The 20,305-nt window shown below is 44.3% G+C and carries 20 protein-coding genes; 6 read left to right on the top strand and 14 right to left on the bottom strand.

What is annotated here, in order from left to right:
• Positions 1 to 121: 121 nt before the first annotated feature.
• The gene (locus MHO32_RS04875) at positions 122 to 1,228 is read right to left on the bottom strand and encodes a 1-acyl-sn-glycerol-3-phosphate acyltransferase (protein ID WP_005453443.1); all 1,107 of its coding nucleotides are present in this window, start codon (positions 1,226 to 1,228) and stop codon (positions 122 to 124) included.
• 192 nt (positions 1,229 to 1,420) lie between these two features.
• On the opposite strand from MHO32_RS04875, the gene MHO32_RS04870 reads away from it, so the two are divergent.
• Positions 1,421 to 2,029 carry a hypothetical protein gene (locus tag MHO32_RS04870; RefSeq protein WP_009697130.1) on the top strand — a complete coding sequence of 203 codons (609 nt, stop codon included), beginning with the start codon at positions 1,421 to 1,423 and terminating at the stop codon, positions 2,027 to 2,029.
• A 67-nt stretch (positions 2,030 to 2,096) separates the two neighbouring features.
• Here MHO32_RS04870 and MHO32_RS04865 read toward each other — a convergent pair whose 3' ends face one another.
• Complete coding sequence (locus MHO32_RS04865; protein ID WP_038899240.1) at positions 2,097 to 2,579, bottom strand: hypothetical protein; 483 nt, start codon at positions 2,577 to 2,579, stop codon at positions 2,097 to 2,099.
• Between the two features lie 26 nt (positions 2,580 to 2,605).
• Positions 2,606 to 3,127 (bottom strand): nicotinate-nicotinamide nucleotide adenylyltransferase, encoded by a 522-nt coding sequence (locus MHO32_RS04860; protein WP_009697132.1) that lies wholly within the window; start codon positions 3,125 to 3,127, stop codon positions 2,606 to 2,608.
• A 210-nt stretch (positions 3,128 to 3,337) separates the two neighbouring features.
• On the opposite strand from MHO32_RS04860, the gene nadE reads away from it, so the two are divergent.
• Entirely contained in the window at positions 3,338 to 4,168 is an 831-nt protein-coding gene (gene nadE / locus MHO32_RS04855; RefSeq protein ID WP_005453439.1) for an ammonia-dependent NAD(+) synthetase, read from the top strand.
• 117 nt (positions 4,169 to 4,285) lie between these two features.
• Here nadE and MHO32_RS04850 read toward each other — a convergent pair whose 3' ends face one another.
• Positions 4,286 to 6,103: a hybrid-cluster NAD(P)-dependent oxidoreductase gene (locus tag MHO32_RS04850; RefSeq protein WP_017819339.1), complete on the bottom strand. Its 1,818-nt coding sequence runs from the start codon at positions 6,101 to 6,103 to the stop codon at positions 4,286 to 4,288.
• Positions 6,104 to 6,374: 271 nt separating this feature from the next.
• Here MHO32_RS04850 and MHO32_RS04845 point away from each other — a divergent pair, with 271 nt between their 5' ends.
• Positions 6,375 to 6,539: a YqaE/Pmp3 family membrane protein gene (locus MHO32_RS04845; protein WP_005453437.1), complete on the top strand. Its 165-nt coding sequence runs from the start codon at positions 6,375 to 6,377 to the stop codon at positions 6,537 to 6,539.
• Positions 6,540 to 6,693: 154 nt separating this feature from the next.
• The gene (pyrC, locus tag MHO32_RS04840; RefSeq protein WP_005453436.1) at positions 6,694 to 7,722 is read left to right on the top strand and encodes a dihydroorotase; all 1,029 of its coding nucleotides are present in this window, start codon (positions 6,694 to 6,696) and stop codon (positions 7,720 to 7,722) included.
• 136 nt (positions 7,723 to 7,858) lie between these two features.
• On the opposite strand, the gene MHO32_RS04835 is transcribed toward pyrC, so the two are convergent.
• Complete coding sequence (locus tag MHO32_RS04835; RefSeq protein ID WP_009697135.1) at positions 7,859 to 8,764, bottom strand: DUF808 domain-containing protein; 906 nt, start codon at positions 8,762 to 8,764, stop codon at positions 7,859 to 7,861.
• 174 nt (positions 8,765 to 8,938) lie between these two features.
• Here MHO32_RS04835 and MHO32_RS04830 point away from each other — a divergent pair, with 174 nt between their 5' ends.
• Positions 8,939 to 9,856, top strand: a complete 918-nt coding sequence (locus MHO32_RS04830; RefSeq protein ID WP_009702603.1) for a M14 family metallopeptidase — start codon at positions 8,939 to 8,941, stop codon at positions 9,854 to 9,856.
• On the opposite strand, the gene MHO32_RS04825 is transcribed toward MHO32_RS04830, so the two are convergent.
• Complete coding sequence (locus tag MHO32_RS04825; protein ID WP_005453431.1) at positions 9,851 to 10,639, bottom strand: AraC family transcriptional regulator; 789 nt, start codon at positions 10,637 to 10,639, stop codon at positions 9,851 to 9,853. The two genes, MHO32_RS04830 and MHO32_RS04825, sit on opposite strands and share 6 nt — an antisense overlap.
• A gap of 98 nt (positions 10,640 to 10,737) precedes the next feature.
• On the opposite strand from MHO32_RS04825, the gene MHO32_RS04820 reads away from it, so the two are divergent.
• The gene (locus MHO32_RS04820; RefSeq protein ID WP_009697137.1) at positions 10,738 to 11,646 is read left to right on the top strand and encodes a DMT family transporter; all 909 of its coding nucleotides are present in this window, start codon (positions 10,738 to 10,740) and stop codon (positions 11,644 to 11,646) included.
• Positions 11,647 to 11,699: 53 nt separating this feature from the next.
• Here MHO32_RS04820 and MHO32_RS04815 read toward each other — a convergent pair whose 3' ends face one another.
• The 8 genes from MHO32_RS04815 to MHO32_RS04780 are packed head-to-tail and all read right to left on the bottom strand — an operon-like array spanning position 11,700 to position 19,901.
• Positions 11,700 to 12,281, bottom strand: a complete 582-nt coding sequence (locus tag MHO32_RS04815; RefSeq protein WP_239210766.1) for a hypothetical protein — start codon at positions 12,279 to 12,281, stop codon at positions 11,700 to 11,702.
• Between the two features lie 12 nt (positions 12,282 to 12,293).
• On the bottom strand, positions 12,294 to 13,607 hold the full coding sequence (locus MHO32_RS04810) for a transglycosylase SLT domain-containing protein (RefSeq protein WP_239210760.1): 1,314 nt from the start codon (positions 13,605 to 13,607) through the stop codon (positions 12,294 to 12,296).
• A gap of 26 nt (positions 13,608 to 13,633) precedes the next feature.
• The gene (locus tag MHO32_RS04805) at positions 13,634 to 14,398 is read right to left on the bottom strand and encodes a hypothetical protein (RefSeq protein ID WP_050908678.1); all 765 of its coding nucleotides are present in this window, start codon (positions 14,396 to 14,398) and stop codon (positions 13,634 to 13,636) included.
• On the bottom strand, positions 14,388 to 15,689 hold the full coding sequence (locus MHO32_RS04800; RefSeq protein WP_005453420.1) for a hypothetical protein: 1,302 nt from the start codon (positions 15,687 to 15,689) through the stop codon (positions 14,388 to 14,390). Before MHO32_RS04800 ends, MHO32_RS04805 begins: the two co-directional genes overlap by 11 nt.
• 18 nt (positions 15,690 to 15,707) lie before the next feature.
• Positions 15,708 to 17,105 carry a hypothetical protein gene (locus MHO32_RS04795; RefSeq protein ID WP_239210758.1) on the bottom strand — a complete coding sequence of 466 codons (1,398 nt, stop codon included), beginning with the start codon at positions 17,103 to 17,105 and terminating at the stop codon, positions 15,708 to 15,710.
• On the bottom strand, positions 17,087 to 18,265 hold the full coding sequence (locus MHO32_RS04790; protein WP_009697140.1) for a hypothetical protein: 1,179 nt from the start codon (positions 18,263 to 18,265) through the stop codon (positions 17,087 to 17,089). The genes MHO32_RS04795 and MHO32_RS04790 overlap by 19 nt, the downstream gene beginning before the upstream one ends.
• Positions 18,265 to 18,993, bottom strand: a complete 729-nt coding sequence (locus tag MHO32_RS04785) for a hypothetical protein (RefSeq protein WP_239210757.1) — start codon at positions 18,991 to 18,993, stop codon at positions 18,265 to 18,267. Before MHO32_RS04785 ends, MHO32_RS04790 begins: the two co-directional genes overlap by 1 nt.
• Positions 18,994 to 19,004: 11 nt before the next feature.
• Entirely contained in the window at positions 19,005 to 19,901 is an 897-nt protein-coding gene (locus MHO32_RS04780; RefSeq protein WP_239210755.1) for a hypothetical protein, read from the bottom strand.
• Positions 19,902 to 20,305: the final 404 nt, after the last annotated feature.

Raw genomic sequence — 20,305 nt, 5'->3', positions numbered from 1 at the left:
AATTGAAGTGAGGAACGAGCTCAGAATCTAACAAATAACACGCCTGAGATAGATTCCGATTAGGTCCCGTTCCTCGCAATTGAATGTCCATTGCTACTTCGCGCAATGGACAATAGCAAGGTTATTCTTGGTTATTTACTGGGTTAGCGTAACTTGCAACCAAGTAACTGTGTGCACCTGTCGGTAGCTGTTCAAGTTTCTCTTGCAACTGAGATTTTACTGACTCAGTGATCGATTCGTCTTCACGACCCGCAGCGAGCAAGTTGATAGGGAATACGCGGTAGTTATTGTGGATTTGGCGATCGATTTCGTTTGCCAACTCATCCGGCGTCTCGAACTCTTGATCGATCACATCACCAAATGCGACATGCACTTTACCTTTGTAACCCACGATACCTTGGATGATGCTTTCAATATCTTCAAACTCACCTTTTTCATAGCTGCCGTTCTCTGCTTTTTCATACAGTTCTTTAGCTTTTGCAATATCACAAGGGTCATTTTGGTAAGAGATAGAAACAGGCACAATCTTCAGTGAACGAGTGTATTCACCAAAGCTGATTTTTTGCTTACGACCCTCAACATGGAACATCTTCAAGATTGCTGGGTCAGTGAAATCATTACCGTCTTTCGCACGACCTTCTTTTTGCGCAATCCAGATTGAGTTACCGGTATCTAAAGAGTGCTTGATATAGCCCGACAGTAGACCAAGCGCTTTCATCATTTCACGTGGTGCTTTCGCAGAACGTTTTACGATGAAGCTCTTGTTGAGCCTCATTAGCTCCGTCGCACAAGGTTTCTTAAGCAGGTTATCACCAATCGCAATACGCACTGTACGGTGGTCTGTTTGGTGTAAACCAAAGTTAACAAGCGCGGGGTCCATTGCGATATCGCGGTGATTAGAGACAAACAAGTACGATGTGTTCTTGTCGAGTTTGTCCAAACCAGAAAAAGTAACTCCGTCAGTAGTCGTATCTAGTGTGTCTTTAAGGTACTTCTTCACTTCTAGCTGAATGGCTTCCACAGAATCCAGTTTACTCCACTTCGCTTTTAAGTAGACACGGATAATCGGACTCATGAGTGTTTTGAACCACGCCGCTTTGTTTGCAAAACGGTGGTTTAAAATCGCACTGATAAACTCATCGTCTTTGATCAGGCGGTCCAGCGCAGCTGGAATTTCTTCGTCGTTGTATGGACGAATTTCAATATAAGGATCGTTATTGGCTGTCATTATTCAATTCATTTCAAAAAAAGCTGGCACATTTTACGCATTGTTTTGCCAACCCGCAGCATTTCAGACCATACTTTTAACATGGTCATACCAGTAGCATTACAATTTCTATTCGCAAAAAAATCTGTTATCCGGTTGGCAATTTAGGGGTTTAGCGTTACCCTTAGCGCCCCAAAAACTCTGGTATTCACAATGAACTACGCAATTGAATTTCACGACGCTAATTACCCTTTTCTTAATGTTGCTGCGCGTAAAAAAGCGCTAAAACACAGCTTGCTATCAGTAGTGGAAGGTTTGGCGATCATTAAATTGGGTAAACATGAGTATGCCATTGAACCGGGTCAACACTTCTGGATTCCTCAGGGATGTTTGAGCTCCCTCACCTTTTTACCTAACACACGAGTAACTCGCTGTGACTTCTCTGTGCGCTTAACTGATGCATTTGCTCAACAAGCAGGCTACGTGAAACTACCAGTGTTATTGTCAGCGCTGATTGAAAAGTTGGTGATGACAAAAGCACGCAGTGAACATCAACTCGACTTGCTAGCGGTTGTGAAACACGAAGTGCTAACACTCAAACCAATGCTTACCAGTTCAGCATTAACGGATTCTATCAATAAGTGGAAACCAGGCTGTGAATCTCAGATTTCCATTGAGCTTTGTCTAGTATTAACGCTTCGAGAAGCACGCAAGATGAAGTTATCCGGCAAAAAACAAGCGGATATCGTTGCGAAGCTATTTAACGACAATGAAGAAGAATACGAACAGCTTTGCTTTTTGGTGTTTGGGGAAGCGCTATAAAGGGTAAGTCGCAATAGAATACAAAAAGGACGCATCAATGTGCGTCCTTTTTATTTTGATTCGAATATTAAAACGGTACTTCGATCTGCATCATCCAATCAGCGTCATAGTATTCATGCCAGCGGTAATCAACACGCATTCGTGGTTCACTGCCGTTCTTGTCACCAAAGCCGATGCTGAACATTAAGCCATGACTTCTCAGCCACTCTTCTGTACTCATTTTGGCTTCATCATCACGCAATTCTTCTGGCATCCATAACCCGAGCCCAAAATAGTTACTATCTAAATTTTGAGTAAGTATTGGAGAGTCTTCAGACTTGAACGCCCATTGATCCCAGTAACTTTCTATCGGACCTTCTATCTGTTTTTCTGCGGTATACCAATTGAGCGTATCGATGCTAAGAACGCCAACACTGTCAAAGATGTCTTCACAAACTGGCATGGTGTTATCAGCAAATACAACGGAACGATCAGATAAATAGTTACATGCGGAACTCGCCTGTGTTGCCACAAGCATTGCGCATGCACTAAGTACGACGATTCTGACCATGAAAACCTGACCTCTCAGTTCTCAGATTACGATTGTTTATATAAGCCTTCGCTTAGCAATAATTCACTGACCGTTGATGTTGTATACCCGCTAATATCGTTACCTTCGAGCAATGCATTGCGAATATCGGTGCTCCTGATTTTCACTCTCTCAGGGCATGCCATCACAGTCCAACGTTCCGTAATTTCTTCTGCTTTGTAAAATTTAGCAAATTTGAAGAAATTATCAGGACCAATGACAAAAGTTATATCGGCTTGCGTGTGGATTTCTTGAATTTTTTCTAATAACGCAAAAGTCGTCACACTTTGTCCTGGTTGGTACAAAGTTTGCTCAAGGTCTGAGCGTTGAACATTAGAAAGCCCCATGTCTTTAATAAAGGCATCAACCAGTTTGCACCGAATTGGGTAATCCAACATATTTTTGCCCCAAGCGTGTGCAATGCTTGGTTCTAATAGCACAAGATCAAAGTGGCTCAGTGACTCGATCACGCTCTTGTGACCTAAGCTTGGTGGGTTAAATGCGCTGCCAAAAACGGCGATTTTTTTCATATCCGGTGATTACCTGGTTGAAGAGAGTTTTCTAATCCGATGAATTCGGTATGATACTACTAATCTTTAGAGCTTTTTGACACTAAAGCGACGTTTATAGACATCAACTGCATGGTTTATCGCCATTTGTGAACTATAAACGCCTGCGACAGTATGAATTTATTCACACTCACTTGGTGTCGTACATATTTGCAGGAAAAGGAACCCTAAATGGAACAATCCATCCGCGATGAAATGCGAGTACTCCCTTCTATCGATCCGCATTTCGAAATTGAACGCCGTGTCGCTTTTATTAAGCGTAAATTGCAAGAAGCAGGCTGTAAGTCTCTTGTTCTTGGCATTAGCGGTGGCGTTGACTCAACGACATGTGGTCGCTTGGCTCAACTGGCTGTAGACCAACTAAACGAAGAAGCTGGTGACAACAACTACCAGTTTATCGCTGTTCGTTTGCCTTATGGCGAACAAAAAGACGAAGATGAAGCACAGCTCGCACTTTCTTTCATCCAACCAACGCACTCTGTATCGGTAAACATTAAAGCTGGTGTCGATGGTCTCCATGCTGCTTCTCACATCGCACTTGAAGGAACAGACCTTCTTCCAACGGATGCTGCAAAAGTGGACTTCGTGAAGGGTAACGTAAAAGCGCGTGCACGCATGGTCGCTCAATACGAAATCGCTGGTTACGTTGGTGGCTTGGTTCTTGGTACTGATCACTCAGCAGAAAACATCACTGGTTTTTACACTAAGTTCGGTGATGGCGCGTGCGATATGGCCCCACTATTCGGCTTGAGCAAACGTCAAGTTCGCGAAGTTGCAGCAACATTGGGTGCGCCTGAGCAACTCGTGAAGAAAGTACCAACGGCAGACTTAGAAGAGCTTGATCCTCAAAAAGCTGATGAAGATGCACTGAGTTTAACTTACGAACAAATCGATGACTTCCTAGAAGGCAAGCCAGTATCTCAAGAAGTCAGCGATCGCCTTGTGGCTATCTACAAAATGACTCAGCACAAGCGTCAGCCGATCCCAACGATCTACGACTAAATCACGATTGTGCACATCAACGATTCGTTTTTAAATCGTTCTGCTATAGATAAAAACGCCGCTAATTTAGCGGCGTTTTTGTTTGCTTGTTACAAGCAGTGTTTATGCTCAGCAACGTTAGTCTGTTAGCGTCACATCCGTTTCCGGAATAGCACAACACGCGAGCACTTTCCCCATCGCGCGCTCTTCTGCGCTCAGTGCAGGCACGTCAGGATGCTCTACCTGTCCTGATTCTAATTGAACCTTACAAGCACCACACAAGCCCGCACGACAACTATTGGTAATACTTTGACCGGCATTCTCAACTTGTTCAAGTAACGTTTGTTGGTTGTTACCCATCAACTTAAAGCCGTTGAATTCAATCTCAACACTTTTCTCTGGCTTAGCTTTTGTCGCTGCAACACCAAATGCTTCTTGATGATAATTGCCTTCTGGGAGCCCCTTCTTAAGCAATAGGTTTTTCGCCTTTTGCATAAAGCCGTCAGGACCACAAACAAACACTTGGCGCTGTTCAACATCTTTGATCTGTTTTATGTGAGATAGACTGATTCGCCCCTTAAGACCAAACCAATCTATCGCAGGTTGCGTTAAGCAGATCTTTACATCCAACCCCGGGTGTTGGCGCTTTAACTCGTTTAACTCATCTTTGCATGGAATATCAATCTCGCTGCTGCACTGATGGTAGAACACCACATCATCGAGTTGGTTGTGATCAGCCAAGTAACGAACCATCGACAGCATTGGTGTTACGCCGCTACCAGCAGACAACAGCAATAGAGGCTGAACAGAATGCTCTTTTAGATGAAATTGGCCATCTGGCGTTTCCGCTTCCAGAACATCCCCCACTTGTAGGTTGTCAAGCAAAGCATTGGATACGCGCCCACCAGAAACACGTTTCACCGAAATTGCGTAGCGTCCCGGGCGAGACGGGCTAGATGACAGCGTATAACGACGCCCTACTTTCTTACCGTCTATATCCACTTCAATAGGTAAATGCTGTCCCGGTAAGTACGTTGGTAATTGACCTTTGCTTGGCTCAAGCCACAAGGTGACAAAGTCGCGTGCGATTTCTTCTCGTTCGACACAAGTTAGCGTCATTCGCTGAGGAGAGTTGTCTGGATAGAACTCTGGCTCTTTGTATTCCAGCACTTCAACTTTGTCACCAGAACGAATAATGCCTTCGTTCAGGGCAACAAGGTTTTGACCGAAGAACACGCCCCCACGCTCGTTTGCACGAAACTCTTGCAATGTCTTCAGTGGTTCTTTGCTTTCTCGAAATGTGCCTCGCTGAGTATTAACGGTAGTTAGAATACATCGCTCACATGGTTTTACTGATTCAAATTCCACTTCGCCAATGCGAATACGCTTCCATGAGTCTTCTTCAAATGGCTTGGTATCAGATACCACAAGGTTGGTTCGGAATTGATCCATTGAGTGCAGCTCAGAGCTTCTGCGGTTTAATTCTTCCAGTGATGCCTCACTGATGACAAGTACTGGGTAGCCATCGGCAAAGCTGACGTTGTGACCCAGTTTCTCTCTTATGCGATTTGATTGCTCACCAGTAAAAAGTAACTCGACGCGAAGACCTAATACTTTGCTAAACCAATCATCCGCTTCATCCGTGGTGGTATATGCCGTAAAACTGTCTTTCCAAACCGTTGCAGGTGCTTCCTGCATTTTGAAATCTTGATAGCGAATCTTAAGTGGCTCTTCGCCAAGACTGGTAAACACCACTCCGTCTGGCAACAGCGCGGACTTGATGGTCACCATTTGAGGGAACTTTCGAGCTGTCACCATTGAGCCATCTGACGTCGCAATCATAAATCGACGATCAAAACTCAATCCTTGTTTTTCTACCCAAGCGGAAGATAACGCAACGCCTCCGACGGATTTGACTGGAAAAACATTAATTTGGGACAAAACTGATTGCGACATAGCCTTCTTCCTACAGGTACTTTCTCATTATTGGACTATCATATCCTTATAACAGTTATGACCCAAGCCTCTATAAAATATCGATTTATAACCGCACCTTCGTCAGTCACCCGATATGACGCTTGCTTTGCAGGTGGAAGAACTTCTTCTTATGAATAGAGTCCCATAAATTTGCATAGTATTGACGAAACTAGGATTGCCAAGATGTGATATTGAGCACATAACTCGCCAACTTTTTGACACTATAGATAATCTATCCGGAGCATAGACCATGGATACTAATAAACTGATTCTAATTCTACTTTGTATCTTCCTTCCACCAGTGGCGGTTTATATGGAAAAAGGTCTAGAGAAAGACTTCTTCATCAACCTGATCCTGACTTTCTTCTTCTTCCTACCCGGCACAATTCACGCGCTTTGGTTGACGATGAAGTAACCAACTGAGCTCCTACCGTAAAGAAATGTGAAAAATGGGGTGAAATAGAACTGCAATTCCTCTATCATCCTGTCGCCTAAGCGCAAGCGTTTGCTCTTGAGGTAAATGCAGCGTTTAGGCTCCAAACATAACTTTTTAATGGTGGGAGCAATTAATGACAACACTGACTATTACTCGTCCTGACGATTGGCACGTTCACTTACGCGATGGTGAAGTTCTAAAAGATACCGTTCGCGATATTAGCCGTTATAACGGCCGTGCGCTGATCATGCCAAACACCGTCCCACCAGTGACCAATACTGAAATGGCATTAGCCTACCGTGATCGAATCCTTGCTGAGCAACACGGCGAGCAATTCGAACCTCTTATGGCGCTATACCTGACAGACAACACCACGCCAGATGAAATCCGCAAAGCCAAAGCAACAGGCAAAATTGTCGCAGCAAAGCTTTACCCAGCAGGAGCAACCACCAACTCTGATTCTGGTGTAACCGATGCAAAGAACATCTACCACGTTTTTGAAGCGATGGAAGAAGTTGGCATGCTGCTTTTGGTTCATGGAGAAGTGACTCACAACCACGTTGATATTTTTGACCGTGAGAAGGAATTCCTAGACACGGTTCTTGCTCCTATCGTTAACGACTTCCCTAACCTAAAAATCGTTCTTGAACACATCACGACGGCGGATGCCGCAAACTTCGTTAAGAACGCTTCTGATAACGTCGCAGCAACCATCACTGCTCACCACCTGCTGTTCAACCGCAACCACATGCTAGTCGGTGGCATTAAGCCTCACTTCTACTGCCTGCCAATCCTTAAGCGCAATACCCACCAACAAGCGCTTATCGAAGCAGCAACAGGCGGTAGCAAGAAATTCTTCCTAGGTACAGATTCAGCGCCGCACGCAAAAGGCGCAAAAGAATCAGCTTGTGGTTGTGCAGGTTCTTATACCGCACACGCAGCACTAGAACTTTATGCAGAAGTGTTTGAGAATGAAGGCAAACTAGAAAACCTAGAAGCATTCGCAAGCTTAAATGGTCCTGATTTTTACGGCATCGCTCGCAACTCAGACACAGTAACGCTAGAAAAAGCAGCTTGGGATGTACCAGAAACGATGCCGTTTGGTAGCGACATCGTTGTGCCAATTCGTGCAAATGAAAAGATTGAGTGGGAAGTGAAGTAATCATCTCCACGAAATAAAAATGGGTCATGCCACCATATTCGATATGGAAACGCATGACCCTTTTCTTTTGGCTCCTATAAAGCCTTATGTCTACTGTCTACTGTCTACTGTCTACTGTCTACTGTCTACTGAGTAATTATTTACCACGAACTTTCTCTACTAAAGTCCAAGCTGCAACCACAACCAAGCCAGCGATGACACCAATCACACCATTAAGCAATGTCGGCACAATCGCCGTCGCAATCGTATGACCACGGAAATCCATGATGATCGGTTCAATCAGATGATGAATTGCAGGCACGTTATGGACAACAATACCGCCCCCAACAAGGAACATTGCCGCAGTACCCACCACAGCAAGCATCTTCATCAACTTAGGCGCAAACGCCACTAACGCTCCACCTAGCTTGGCTTTCAGTCCTTCACCATTTGATGTGCGTTCTAGGTAAAAACCTAAGTCATCAAGCTTAACGATGCCAGCGACTAAGCCGTAAACACCAATGGTCATCAATACCGCGATTAAGCTGACCACAAGGATTTGCGTTACGATGCTTGAGCCTGTCACCGTACCCAAAGCAATCACGATGATTTCTGCAGAGAGGATAAAGTCAGTACGAATCGCACCGGCGACCTTTCTCTTCTCGTACTCTTCAACCGATTCTCCGGTATTAAGCTCTTCTTTCTTCTCTTCATGTTGGTGCGCATGAGGAAAAAGCTTTTCTAAGATCTTCTCAGCCCCTTCAAAGCAAAGAAACAAACCACCAATGAGAAGTAATGGCATGATCAGCCAAGGAATGAAGGCACTGATCAACAACGCCGATGGCACTAGAATCAGTTTGTTTTTAAACGACCCTTTTGCCACCGCCCAAACCACCGGGATTTCTCGTTCTGACGCTACGCCAGACACCTGTTGCGCATTTAGCGCTAAATCGTCGCCCAGTACACCAGCGGTCTTTTTCGCCGCCATCTTCGACATCAACGCGACATCATCCAATACAGCTGCAATGTCATCCAACAGTGTTAGTAAACTTGCTCCAGCCATTTATTTATCTCTTTTATGGAATTGAATAAGTAACAAAATGTAACACCAATAAACTACTCAGCAAAGTTATGATTTCGCAAAGAATAAGGTCACAAATTGTGTTTTCTATTGCCGTGGCTTTGAGACAGGACTAGTCTTGTCTTACCTTTCACGCACACAAAAGAAAAAGTATAGATGAAAAGCGGATACACTTACCCAATTGGTACCCCAGGTCAGTCATGGGGTGAAGCAGAACGTAAAGCTTGGCGTGAGCAACGTGACGTAAAACGTAGCTACCAAGAAGAAGTCGTGACCAAAATTAATGCTCTTCGCGAACGTTTTGATGTTGAGCAATACGGCGCGCTCTCTTACGACGAGGCGCGCTTCCCTCTGTTTTGTATCAAGACTCGTAACTGGGATGCTGCAAAACCGGTTGTTTTAGTAACTGGCGGCGTACATGGCTACGAGACAAGTGGCGTACATGGTGCGCTGAAGTTTGTTGATACGCAGGCAGAGCGTTATGCAGAACACTTCAATATTGTCGTTGCACCATGTGTCAGCCCTTGGGGGTACGAGGTGATCAACCGCTGGAATCCAAATGCGATTGACCCAAACCGCTCTTTCTACGCAAATAGCCCTGCGGAAGAGTCAGCTAACTTGATTAAGCTTGTTGCGACCTTAGGTGATGTTCTAATGCACATCGACCTGCACGAAACCACCGATTCTGACGAGACCGAATTCCGCCCTGCACTTGCAGCACGTGATGGTCTTGAATACATCGAAGGCATGATCCCAGATGGTTTCTACACGGTGGGCGATACAGAAAACCCGCAACCTGAGTTCCAAAAAGCCGTCATCGAGTCAGTAGCGAAAGTAACGCACATTGCACCTGCTGACGATAAAGGCGAAATCATTGGTTCGCCAGTGGTGCAATTTGGTGTGATTAATTACCCAATGGTGAAACTGGGTCTGTGTGGCGGCGTCACCAACTGCACTTACGGCACTACAACAGAAGTTTACCCAGACAGCCCGAAAGTCACTGATGAAGAGTGTAACGACGCTCAAGTTGCAGCAGTTGTAGGTGGTTTAGATTACGTGCTTACTCAGCTATAACAAGCGGTTCTTATATTGCTCCGGTGTAATGCCGGAGTATTTCTTAAACATGGCGATAAAAGGACTGGCCTGGTTGTAACCCAATGTCAACGCCACCTCTTTTACGGTTTGCCCCTTCCTTAACAACTCCATCGAATGCAAGTAACGCACTCGCAATCGCCACTCGGTAAAACTCATCCCTAACTCACTTTGGCAATGGCGAGCTAAAGTGCGCTCCGTGGTATGAACCTTTTCCGCCCATTCCCCCAAGCTAATTTCATCAGTTGGCGCTTCTTCGACGGCTTTAAGAATTGGCTCCAGATATTTGTTGTCTGTGGTTGGCAAAAAGTGATGTTCGACTTCTTGTTTGGCTAGCTGATCCAACAAGACCTGAACGAGGCGTTTATCTTCTTCGCTCTTAGCAACATTAATATCACGCTGGCGAAAGTCTTCCACAATCGCCGAAACAATGGGCGTCACTTTGATCAAGCTCGTTTTGGATGGAAAGTGCTGAGTCAACTCTGGGTCGATATTTAACGAGCAGTATTCCAAAGGCTTACGATTATAACTGGTGTGACGGATCCCAGCCGGTACCCAAATCGCAAGATGCGGAGGCGCTAAGAAACGTGTGTCTTCCGCATCCATTTCTAGAATACCGCCACTGATCAGTTGAACTTGTCCCCACGGGTGGCTGTGAATGCGAGTTTCTGTATTCGACAAAAAGGCTTCAAAATTCATAAACACATCTGATGGTGCTCTGTCGATTGATAATGACGGATGAAGATTCCTTGTGCTCTTTTTCAAATTTGTCTTCCTATCGCTTACGATGTCTTTCCAGAGATACTTTTCATTATAAAGACCTGTCAGACTAGCGCCATTAATTATTCTGCGATGAGGTTCTCATGGTTTATTTGCTTCCGTTTTTTACTGTCATGATTTGGGGTGGGAATTCCATCGTAAATAAAATGGCAGCAAGTGCCATCGAACCTAGCGCAATGAGTTTCTACCGTTGGTTTGTTGCTATGGTACTTTTAACGCCATTTTGCTTACCAGCAGTGATCAAACAACGTCATGTGATTCGCCCATACTTGGCTAAATTGGCTTTCCTCGCACTATTAGGCATGGTGCTAAACCAATCCCTAGGTTATTACGCAGGGCTAACAACGACCGCTTCTAATATGGCACTGATTACGTCTCTCGTTCCTTTGATCAGTGTTTTCTTGAGTGTACCTTTACTTGGCAAGTCGATTTCCATGCTGAGCGTGGCTGGTGGTGTGATTTCATTAGGCGGCTTGGCGTTTATGTTAGGGCACGGCGATATCACCTACTTCCTGCATCAAGATATGACGCAAGGTGACAGCTTGATGCTGCTGGCTGCGCTTTGCTACGCAATTTATTGTGTGTTACTAAAACGCTGGAAGATGCCTTTCAACAGTATGACTTTGGTTTACATGCAAGGCTTTTTCTCATTGGTTATGCTTGCGCCATTGTGGCTAAGCAGCGATCAACTTCTACCAAGCCAAAGCGCATTACCTTTAATTGCTTACGCTGGTATTGCCGCGTCTATCTTTGCTCCATTGATGTGGGTAAAAGCGATTGACTTGATTGGTGCTGACTCAAGTGCCATGTTCATGAACCTGATGCCTGTGGTTTCGGTAGCTCTCGCTTCAACCATGCTCGGCGAAGAAGTTCATGTTTACCACATCATTGGCGGTATGTTGGTTATCTCTGGCGTTATCTTGTCGCAAATTAAAGTACGCAGAAAAGGCAAAGTCATCGACCCAGAAGCTCAAACTGCAACGAGCTCATAGCAACTAAAAAGAAAAGAGCCATGATGGCTCTTTTCTTTTTGCTTTCATTTGGATTAAAGGGCTTCAGCCTGCTTTTCCAATTCTTTGCTTGTCTTTTGGCTCACAAACTCTTTGTATAGCGCCGCTTTATCCGTTGGATCAATATCCGTTCCTGCCGTTACAGCAGAGTTAAACATCTTTTCTGATTCAATCTTTGGCATGACTACTAGCGCACAAATTTGCTCTACACCACCAATTTCAACCAGTGATACTTGCTCAACTTGGCTCTTTTGAATTGAAGTATTAGTTATTTGCTTAGCGATTTGCTCAAAAGATGTGCCAGAGGTTTGACCGTCAACTGAGCTATCAATTTTTTGATAGTTCTTCTCTAACACACTGACTTTAATATCAAGGTTTTGCGCAAGCGTGTTACGTGCTAGAGAGATAGCGTGGTTACGATCAACAGAAAAGTTACCTGACGCCGTAACACAGTTTGACGCTGCAAAGCCATTCGCTGAAGTTGGGTTTAGTACCCAGTTAGGCACATTGCTGCCTTTGTTGGTTTCCACTTTCGCCGTGTTTTCAGAACCACTTTGACTCGCACAACCAGATAAGATCACTGCGCTGATTGCAGCGGTAAGAATTTGATATTTCATCTTCAATTCCTTTTAGATAATTGAGTTGGACTGCGCATGATAGGTTTTCATTCTATCGTTGACCTTTTTGAGATATTTGCGAGTCTCGTTATAAGGTAAGTTCTTGATAAGGTGCTCATATACTTCATCAGAACTCATGGTATTGATTTTCTTAATCGCACTAGAAACACGTCGCTCACCGAATGCTTTGGCCACGTTACCTGACCCGGTGTTGTAAGCCGCTATCACACTGTAAGTCGCACTTTGTGGGTCTTTAATGCCTTTTAGGTATCGACTCTGAAGAATTTTTAGATACGCCGTGCCAGTTTCGATATTCAAATTGGGATCGTATAAGTCATTCGCTCTCATCGGCTTATCTTTACCGCGATATAGCTTATTCACATCATGACCAGCGGTTGTCGGCACGATTTGCATCAGCCCGTATGCTGGCACATGAGATTTTGCTTTCGGGTTGAAATGCGACTCTTCGTGCATGATTGCCAAAACAAGTGCAGGCGGTAGTTCTCGCTTTGCACTTTCTTGTTGAATCGCAGGAAGGTACTGATTGGCGCGGTTCGCCAGTGATGATTTTGGAATCTTGACCTTATACTCAACAATCTTTTTAGGCTGTTGCTTTAGCTGCTTTTCTTGCTGAGCTAATTCTTGCTTCACAGCAGCAATGCGTTTTTCTTCCAGCTTCACCATTTGTTGTTTTTGCTGAACAATCACTTGCTCTTGCTTTTGTTCACTTAACACCGCACTTTTCTCAGCAGCAAAGATGTCAAGTTGACTCATTTGGCGCTCAGTTTGCGCCTCAATCTCTTTCTTAACCTCTTCGAAAGTCTTGGGTTCTACTTTAATTTCCTCAACGAAAACCATTGTTGGCTCGGCTTTTTTAGGTTGAGTTACACCAACTTCTTCAAACACCTTGGCGTTTTTCTCGATAACGGCATTGACGACTTCAGCTTCAACAACTGGAGCTTCGGCTTTTTCTTCTTCCGCAGGCGGTAAGTAGCTAACCGTAATCTCACCTTTCTCCAAATCAACAACGGTTCGTGCGTTATGTTGTTCGTCATAAACCACTACCACATCCGGAGAAGGTATTTTGGTGTCACCCCATTTTTGAATAGAGGCTTTCTGTTTTTTGTCCCAATCCGCTAAGTAAGCTTGCTGCCATTGATTGAACTCTTGAATTTGGGCGGCATACCATTGCTCAAACCCATCCGTATCATCAGCAGTTAATTGTTCGATTTCTTGGTCCAGTTCAGCAAAAGGATCATTTGCAAAACTTGGTTGCATCACAATTAGGTTTAACAACGCAGCCAGTGCGCAATATTTCAATTTCATAAATTGAGTTACCGTAATTTGTTAAATCAGAAATAAGAAGACAGATCTCCGACACTCTCAGCTTGTTGCTCAAACATTTGATCTTCAATGTCTATCACCAAACGCTCACATTCTTTGCTTGAGCACTGCTTTGCGATGAACAAGCTTTCCTCAAGTTCTCCTTGCTCAAACTGCCATTGAGCTAGCCAGTGCTTGATTTCACTGTTGGAAATTGCGGAAACATCGACATACTGCTGATAGTAATTTTCAGCTTTGGTCACGTCTGATTGAGATAAGAGCAAGGTGACTAAACCTGCGGCATCCATTGCAACGCTAGGTTCTTTGATGATCAACGGTAATATCGGCTTGATGTGCTGGTACTGCTTGGTTGAGTAATACGCAATGGCATAGTTCAGCGCTGTGGTTTGGAGATTGGTTTTGTAGCCAGTATCATTCACATTCGCACGGCACTGAGCTTGACTCTTACTCACTGAAGAAAACTGAATATTGGTCAGTTCGTAAGTTAGACTCGCAAAAGTCCACGAATCTAAAGTTTCACGAATGAAACCACCTTCAAGCAACTTGTCTTCGTATTTTTTGCGAAGCTCTAAACCGAGCCCTTTACGACACAATGACTTCATTTGTTTCGTGGTCAGTTCATGCTGTCTTTTCACTTCAACTGACACTTCTGAGTCACTGGTTTTAAGCTCATAATCCGTGCCGTTGAACGACCAAGAATGAGAGTCGGAAGCAAAAACTGGTAGACCTAAAAGGCCTACCAGAACAAGCAAGTATCTGTGGTTACAGATCATTTGCGTTACTCACTTGACCAGATGGTCCTTGAGTATTGTTGCTTCCGTCAGTCAAACCGCCAGTTGTTGAAATTTTGTGGTCTGAGCTTGCGTTTTGACCTTCACGAACGCGCTTTTTGTTTTCTGCAGCTGCTTGCTTTGCCGTCGCCTCTAGAGAAGGGGCATAAACCGCAACGGCTAACATCCAGTCACCATCGCTGCTCTTAAAGGTTTTAACAGAAACACCTGGAGGAACTTGACCCGCTGCAAATGACTTGTACGAATCAAAGCTCTTGATGTTGTTCATGAACGTGTGTTTGTCTTCTGCCAATACTTTCGCATCTGCTGGGTTAACGCTCTCAGGTGGGTACTCGAACTGTTCATTCTTCTCTAACTGGTTCTCTGTGAAACCACCTTCCCAGTAAACTTGTTCACCTTGCATTACTGCAATCAGACCGTTTCTCGCTTTCGCTTGCGCTTGAGATTTAGACATACCAAGCAGCTTGCGTTTCACGCTCTTATTCTTGTTGTCACGAATGATCGAAGAACCGAAACCAAGTACAAACGACTCGCCCGTTTCAGCGTTGGTAATCACTTTCGCACCAACAGGAGGCATCACACCCGCCTGCAGATCAGCGATGATTTGTTTGAAAATCACGTTTGGTTCTGTAGTCTGAGTCAGAGCGCCCACTTTACGCTTCGTTTGCTCACGTGTTTTCGGCGTTGAAATCAAACTAACACGAACTAGGTTTTCACTTGGATCATCATACACATCGAACGTCACGTAACCTGCCAACGCGCCTTTTACTGACTCAGCACAGTTATCGCTCATCATGCTTGTGGTGTTTGCCGCGCCTTCTGTCGCAGTATCAATCACATCCATGGTTTCGTTGATCGCTGTCGCACACATGTTGCTCATGCCTTCCATGTTTTCCACTAATTGCTTTTTCGCAATTTGGAAAGCTTTCATGTATGCACCACGCTTAGATAACAACGTCGCGTTACGGTTTTCGTAAGTTTCGTAGCTACCAGAACCCGTAGATAGAATACCGATACCCGAGCCAACTGCGATCATCTTAACGCCATCACCTTCGTCTTCGATCAGGCTTTGGTGGGCAACAAGTACCGCGGCTTTCGGGTCTGCCGCCACAACTAGATCACCCACCTCTTTTACGTCATCTGTATTTACAGCTTGTGTTTCAGAAGGTGCATCGGTTGCAGGAACGAGATCATTAAGGTCAAAATCTACATTTGCATGTGCAGAACCAAAGGCACTTGCTAGTACCAATGAAAGAAGTGTTTTTTTAAACATAAATATCCTGTAGAGGTCTTAAAGCACGTTGATTTGGTAATCGTTCAAAACACGTAGCTTGGACTGATAATTTGGCTGATGAATGCGCAACGTTGGCTGGATAAACTGAGCAAGGTCATTGGCGTTGTTTAATGAGCGAAGTCGGACAATCACCTTGCCAGAACGACTTTCAATCTTGATATCAGAAACGCCGTTAATCGCACTAAGCAAGGTATAAAGTTGACCTTGTTGACCCGCCGCTTTCGGCGTAAAGATCAATTCTCTAACCGGGCCACCACGCATTGCCATTTTTTGGACGGCGCTATGTAACGCTTGAGTCAACATTTTCTGGTTTTGATCGACAGCCAAGTGCACTGACGCTAGTTCATTCAGCATCCCCTCTTTGTTAGGAAGGGTCATCAGTGTTGGATCGTTGTGCCAATTACCGTATTCATTACCCGCTCGGTCTAATAGCTTAGCCGCCAATTCCAACTGCAAGCCGGAAGGCGTCACTTTCTCTTTTTCTTGAACTTGAAGAATGATAGTTGCCTGCTCTGGAGTACCAGAGAGATCGAAGCCCATCTGAGCAAGAGAACTACTGAACGTGGTTTGAACAACCGGAAGGTGCGCATCCACGTAAACGGCAGGTTTCCCTAAGCTATTGATAAGTTGAGCGATCTTAGCCTCAACCTTTTGGCGTTCAACAGACACATCGAGCGTCACGACAAGCACACCATTTGGTTTAGTTTGGCTAGAAATTTCGCTCCAACCAGTAATCATACCTTGCGATTGCATTGATAAGGATTGGACAGCCACATCATGCAAGTTAAAGTCATCACTAACCGCATTTGCCGACATGCTTGAATAGGTTTGCTGGAGGTAGCCAGATTTAACCATCACGCCCAAAACTTGGCTGATAGCACGACGAAATGCATCTTGCTCAGCCGCTTGGCGCGCACTTAAACCTTGCTTAGCGTTCGGGATACCCTCACCGATGACCACAACAGAAACCGTCGAGTCAGAACCCCAAACAATACCCTCGTCTGAGTCTTCTTCTGTTTGCGTTGGTGGCATAAGACGCACATTCACACAGGTATCATCGCCGTAGATTTCAGGTTGCCCAAAATCCGCAGTGATCATCCCTCTCTCGATTCCAGTTACTAACATTTCTCGAGCAGCTTGATTAAACTGTTCGTTGAATAATTCTGAATCTTCAGAAGATAAAGAAAGTGAAACCTGCCCATTTAAAAACAGTCGCAGGTTATTGATCGCATCCGCTTTCGCGCCCTCTATCGCTAACGCACCACGACCATAGGCGCACCCCTGCTCAACAAGAGCCAGTGTTGACTGGCTCTTATCAAGTTCAAGCGCAGCTGCAGGTGCAGCCGAAAGCAATCCACCGAGGGTAAGACTAAGACTTATCCCTTTTGCGCCCATGTGCTGCGTTCCTTCATGAATTCCATCGGGACACCGACGCTAACTGCAAAGATTCGACGCTGACGATCTGGACGGTAAATACCCTGCTCAGCTTCGTCTTTCACTTGATCAGCAAGCTTACTGTCTTTCCAGCGGACAATTTTGCCTTGAGCACTTTGTTGGCTAGGGTTAACCGTCGCCACACCGATTGGCTCAACAAAACCTGCACTGTACTCAAATACAACCATGGTTTCATTTGGTAATACACCAGCATTTTGACCACGATCTAGCGAGATTCGGTCGCCTTTAATGCCCATAACTTGTGCTGTTGCTGGCATCTCTTTTAGCAGACGAGTCAACATGATATCGAAACCGCGTGACGCCATTTCGTTCATCACAGAATCAACGTCTTTACTACTGGTGTAGTTAAAACCACGGTAGTAGTCACCATTTGCGATTACGGTTGTGAAGCTTTCCTTATCACGAACATCAAAGTTAGAAACGCGGATCTTACCGATATTCGGGTAGCTCAGCTTTTCACGAGTGTACGGGTCAATAACACCCGTCGTCATTTCCATTGATGTTTGGAATAAAGACTGCGTAGAACCAAAGAGCATATCGCCAGTTTTAAGCACGTCGACCTTCATGATGTAGTCCGTCGATAACTTGTCACGACCACTCATTTTTTGTGCGACTTTTGCTGCACCTTCATCGGCAAGAATCTCTTCCATCGCCGCGTTTACTGACTTAGTGTCACGCGTCAAGATACGGAAACGGTTCACACCCGCAAATTGGTTTTCTAACGTGTTCTCAAGCGCTTTCGTTTCGAACTTACCAATACTTGAATGCATTGCATTGAATACATCGGCAGATTTGCCTTGAAGGTTCTCGCTAACGTCAGTTTGAACGTCACCGAAGTAAAGGCGAATAGTCTTTTTAGCTAACGGACAACGGCTGTCTTTCTCGTTTGCTTCGTAAGTACAGAATTGAAGACCTTGAGTGTTGAAGTATGCTGGAACTTCGATGTCACTGTTGGTGAATTCAAACGCTGACTTACCAATGATTAAAGACGAGTTGCCTGCGTTACTCTCAACTGCGTAAGTTTGTTGGCTGGGCGTGCTATTACACCCAGCCAAAACAAGACCAGCAGCGACAAGTGTTGCGATCTTTGAATATTTCATTACGACTTAACTTTCTCTGCTAAAACTTTGTCTAGGTTCTCTAGTTGCTCGATTGTGTTTTGGTCTAGAGAAATCATGTCGTTTGCGTCGTAAACAAGAAGAGAACGTGCTTTCATCTCGTTGTAAGCTTCAACAACTGGCACTTCTTCTTTTGCTTCTGCATCCGCTTCGCCTTCTTCTTCAGACTCGTTCGATAGGAAAGAAAGTGCGTTGCCTAAACCCGCCATTGCAGAATCTTGCGCAATTACTGCCGCGTTGTCTGAAGCAATAATTGCAATTTCAGCTGCCTCAAGCGCGATGTCTTTCGCTAGCTCAACGTTCTTGTCAAAGATTGAATCAGACGCCGCTTTGTACGCTTCAACTTGTGGGCGAATTTTCTTGTTTTCAGCTTTGCCTTCATCGAATTCATTCATCGCAACAAGAAGCTCTTCATCACTCTTATCAGCATTGATCTTTAGGAAACCTGCTACGTCTGCATGCTTGTCTGCTAGTGTGCGGTAGTCTTGGAATACAGCACATTGACGCTCTTGAATCGACACCATCACTTTAGATACTTTGTCTACAGCGTAAGATACTGGTGTGTACTCAGAGCCTAGCTCAGTACAAGATTTAACAAGAGCTGCACTCATTTCGTTGCGGTCAACCGTCGCAGACTCCATACTTGGCATTGAAGAACAACCTGCTAGTGCGGTAGCAAATAGAGAAGCCATGACTGTTTTTTTAAACATTTCTGTATCCTTTAGATCAATACTGAATAGATAGATTTATTAGTAAGCTTTTTAATTATTTTTTGCTCAGCAGCGTGTTTTGCCGCCGCAGAGCTAGCTTGGGATTTACCTAACACGGTGATCACTTTTTGGGTCACCATATGAGATGAATTTGAATCGAAGACTTTAAGTTGAATACTTTGCTTGGCGACAAAGTCTTTCCCTTGTCGTCCCTGCTGGGATTTCGTCTTGATATAAACGGAGATGCCACCATGATTCGACGCAAATGCGTGACGTGATAGCAACTCGTGAATTTGATGAGAAAAAGCATCATTCGATGCGACAAACGAAATCGAGAGCATTTCTCTCTTCGCGTTCATCGTTTCGCTAATCTGTAGGTGTTGTGCACGGTATGACTGTGCAGCATCGGAATCTAAAATACCGAGCACATCGAGCTGAACGGCACTTTTCGTCATTAGCTCTTCAGCATGAAAGTAGTCCTTCACACCACGCCAGTTGTTGTTGAGATTTTTAAGTTTTATCGCAGCCGTTTGGTACGAGACCGTCAAATCATGCTCAATCTGTTTCTGCCAGGTTTTCTTACTCAGCCGATAGCGATACTCACAACCTTTCTCGCCACATTCATGACTTAAAACTTCCAAGTGAGGGATTTCAATTGGAAGTGAATGTATGGATGAATCCTGAGAAAAAGAGGAGTCGACACCATGGGAAGTCTTAACAATAGATGACTTTTCATTCACTTCGATAACACTAATCAAGTTAAGTGCCAATTGCTTCTTAGCATCTTTTAGAGCGACATGTTCAGCGTCACCAAACCCTGAAGCATACAGATACCCAGAGTCCACCCCTGCATATATCTTTATACTAATTAGTGAGATAGCTAAACTAAGACTTAAAAAACGGAACAAGAGACTAACCATAAAGTGTTATTTAAAAACGGGCAGAACCATACGAAATAATTAAACCGTATGCAATTGAGCAAACAATCACCAAATAGCATTCCTAATGAATATTTATTCACAAGTAAAATTATGTGATATTCATTCCACAATTACAGATCCTTACACAACCCTTACAAACAAAGACACATCATTCTCAAAAATAAGATAAACAACAAAACAGATATTCAATTAATTGAATTAGTGCGCTTTTTATCAATAGCGTATTTTTTTAATAAGTGTGACTTATGTTTTATCTATAAAATGATAAAACTCGATTTTTGAAGGATTTTTAGCCAGCTTTCGGATTGCTTAATCCAACTCGAAGCGACACTGATGTGATAAATGTTTTGCTGACGTATTTAAGAGTCGTT

This window comes from Vibrio sp. MMH1-50, assembly GCF_022347645.1.
GTDB classification, from domain to species: Bacteria; Pseudomonadota; Gammaproteobacteria; order Enterobacterales; family Vibrionaceae; genus Vibrio; species Vibrio harveyi.
This window is presented reverse-complemented; position numbering and strand designations above follow the sequence as displayed.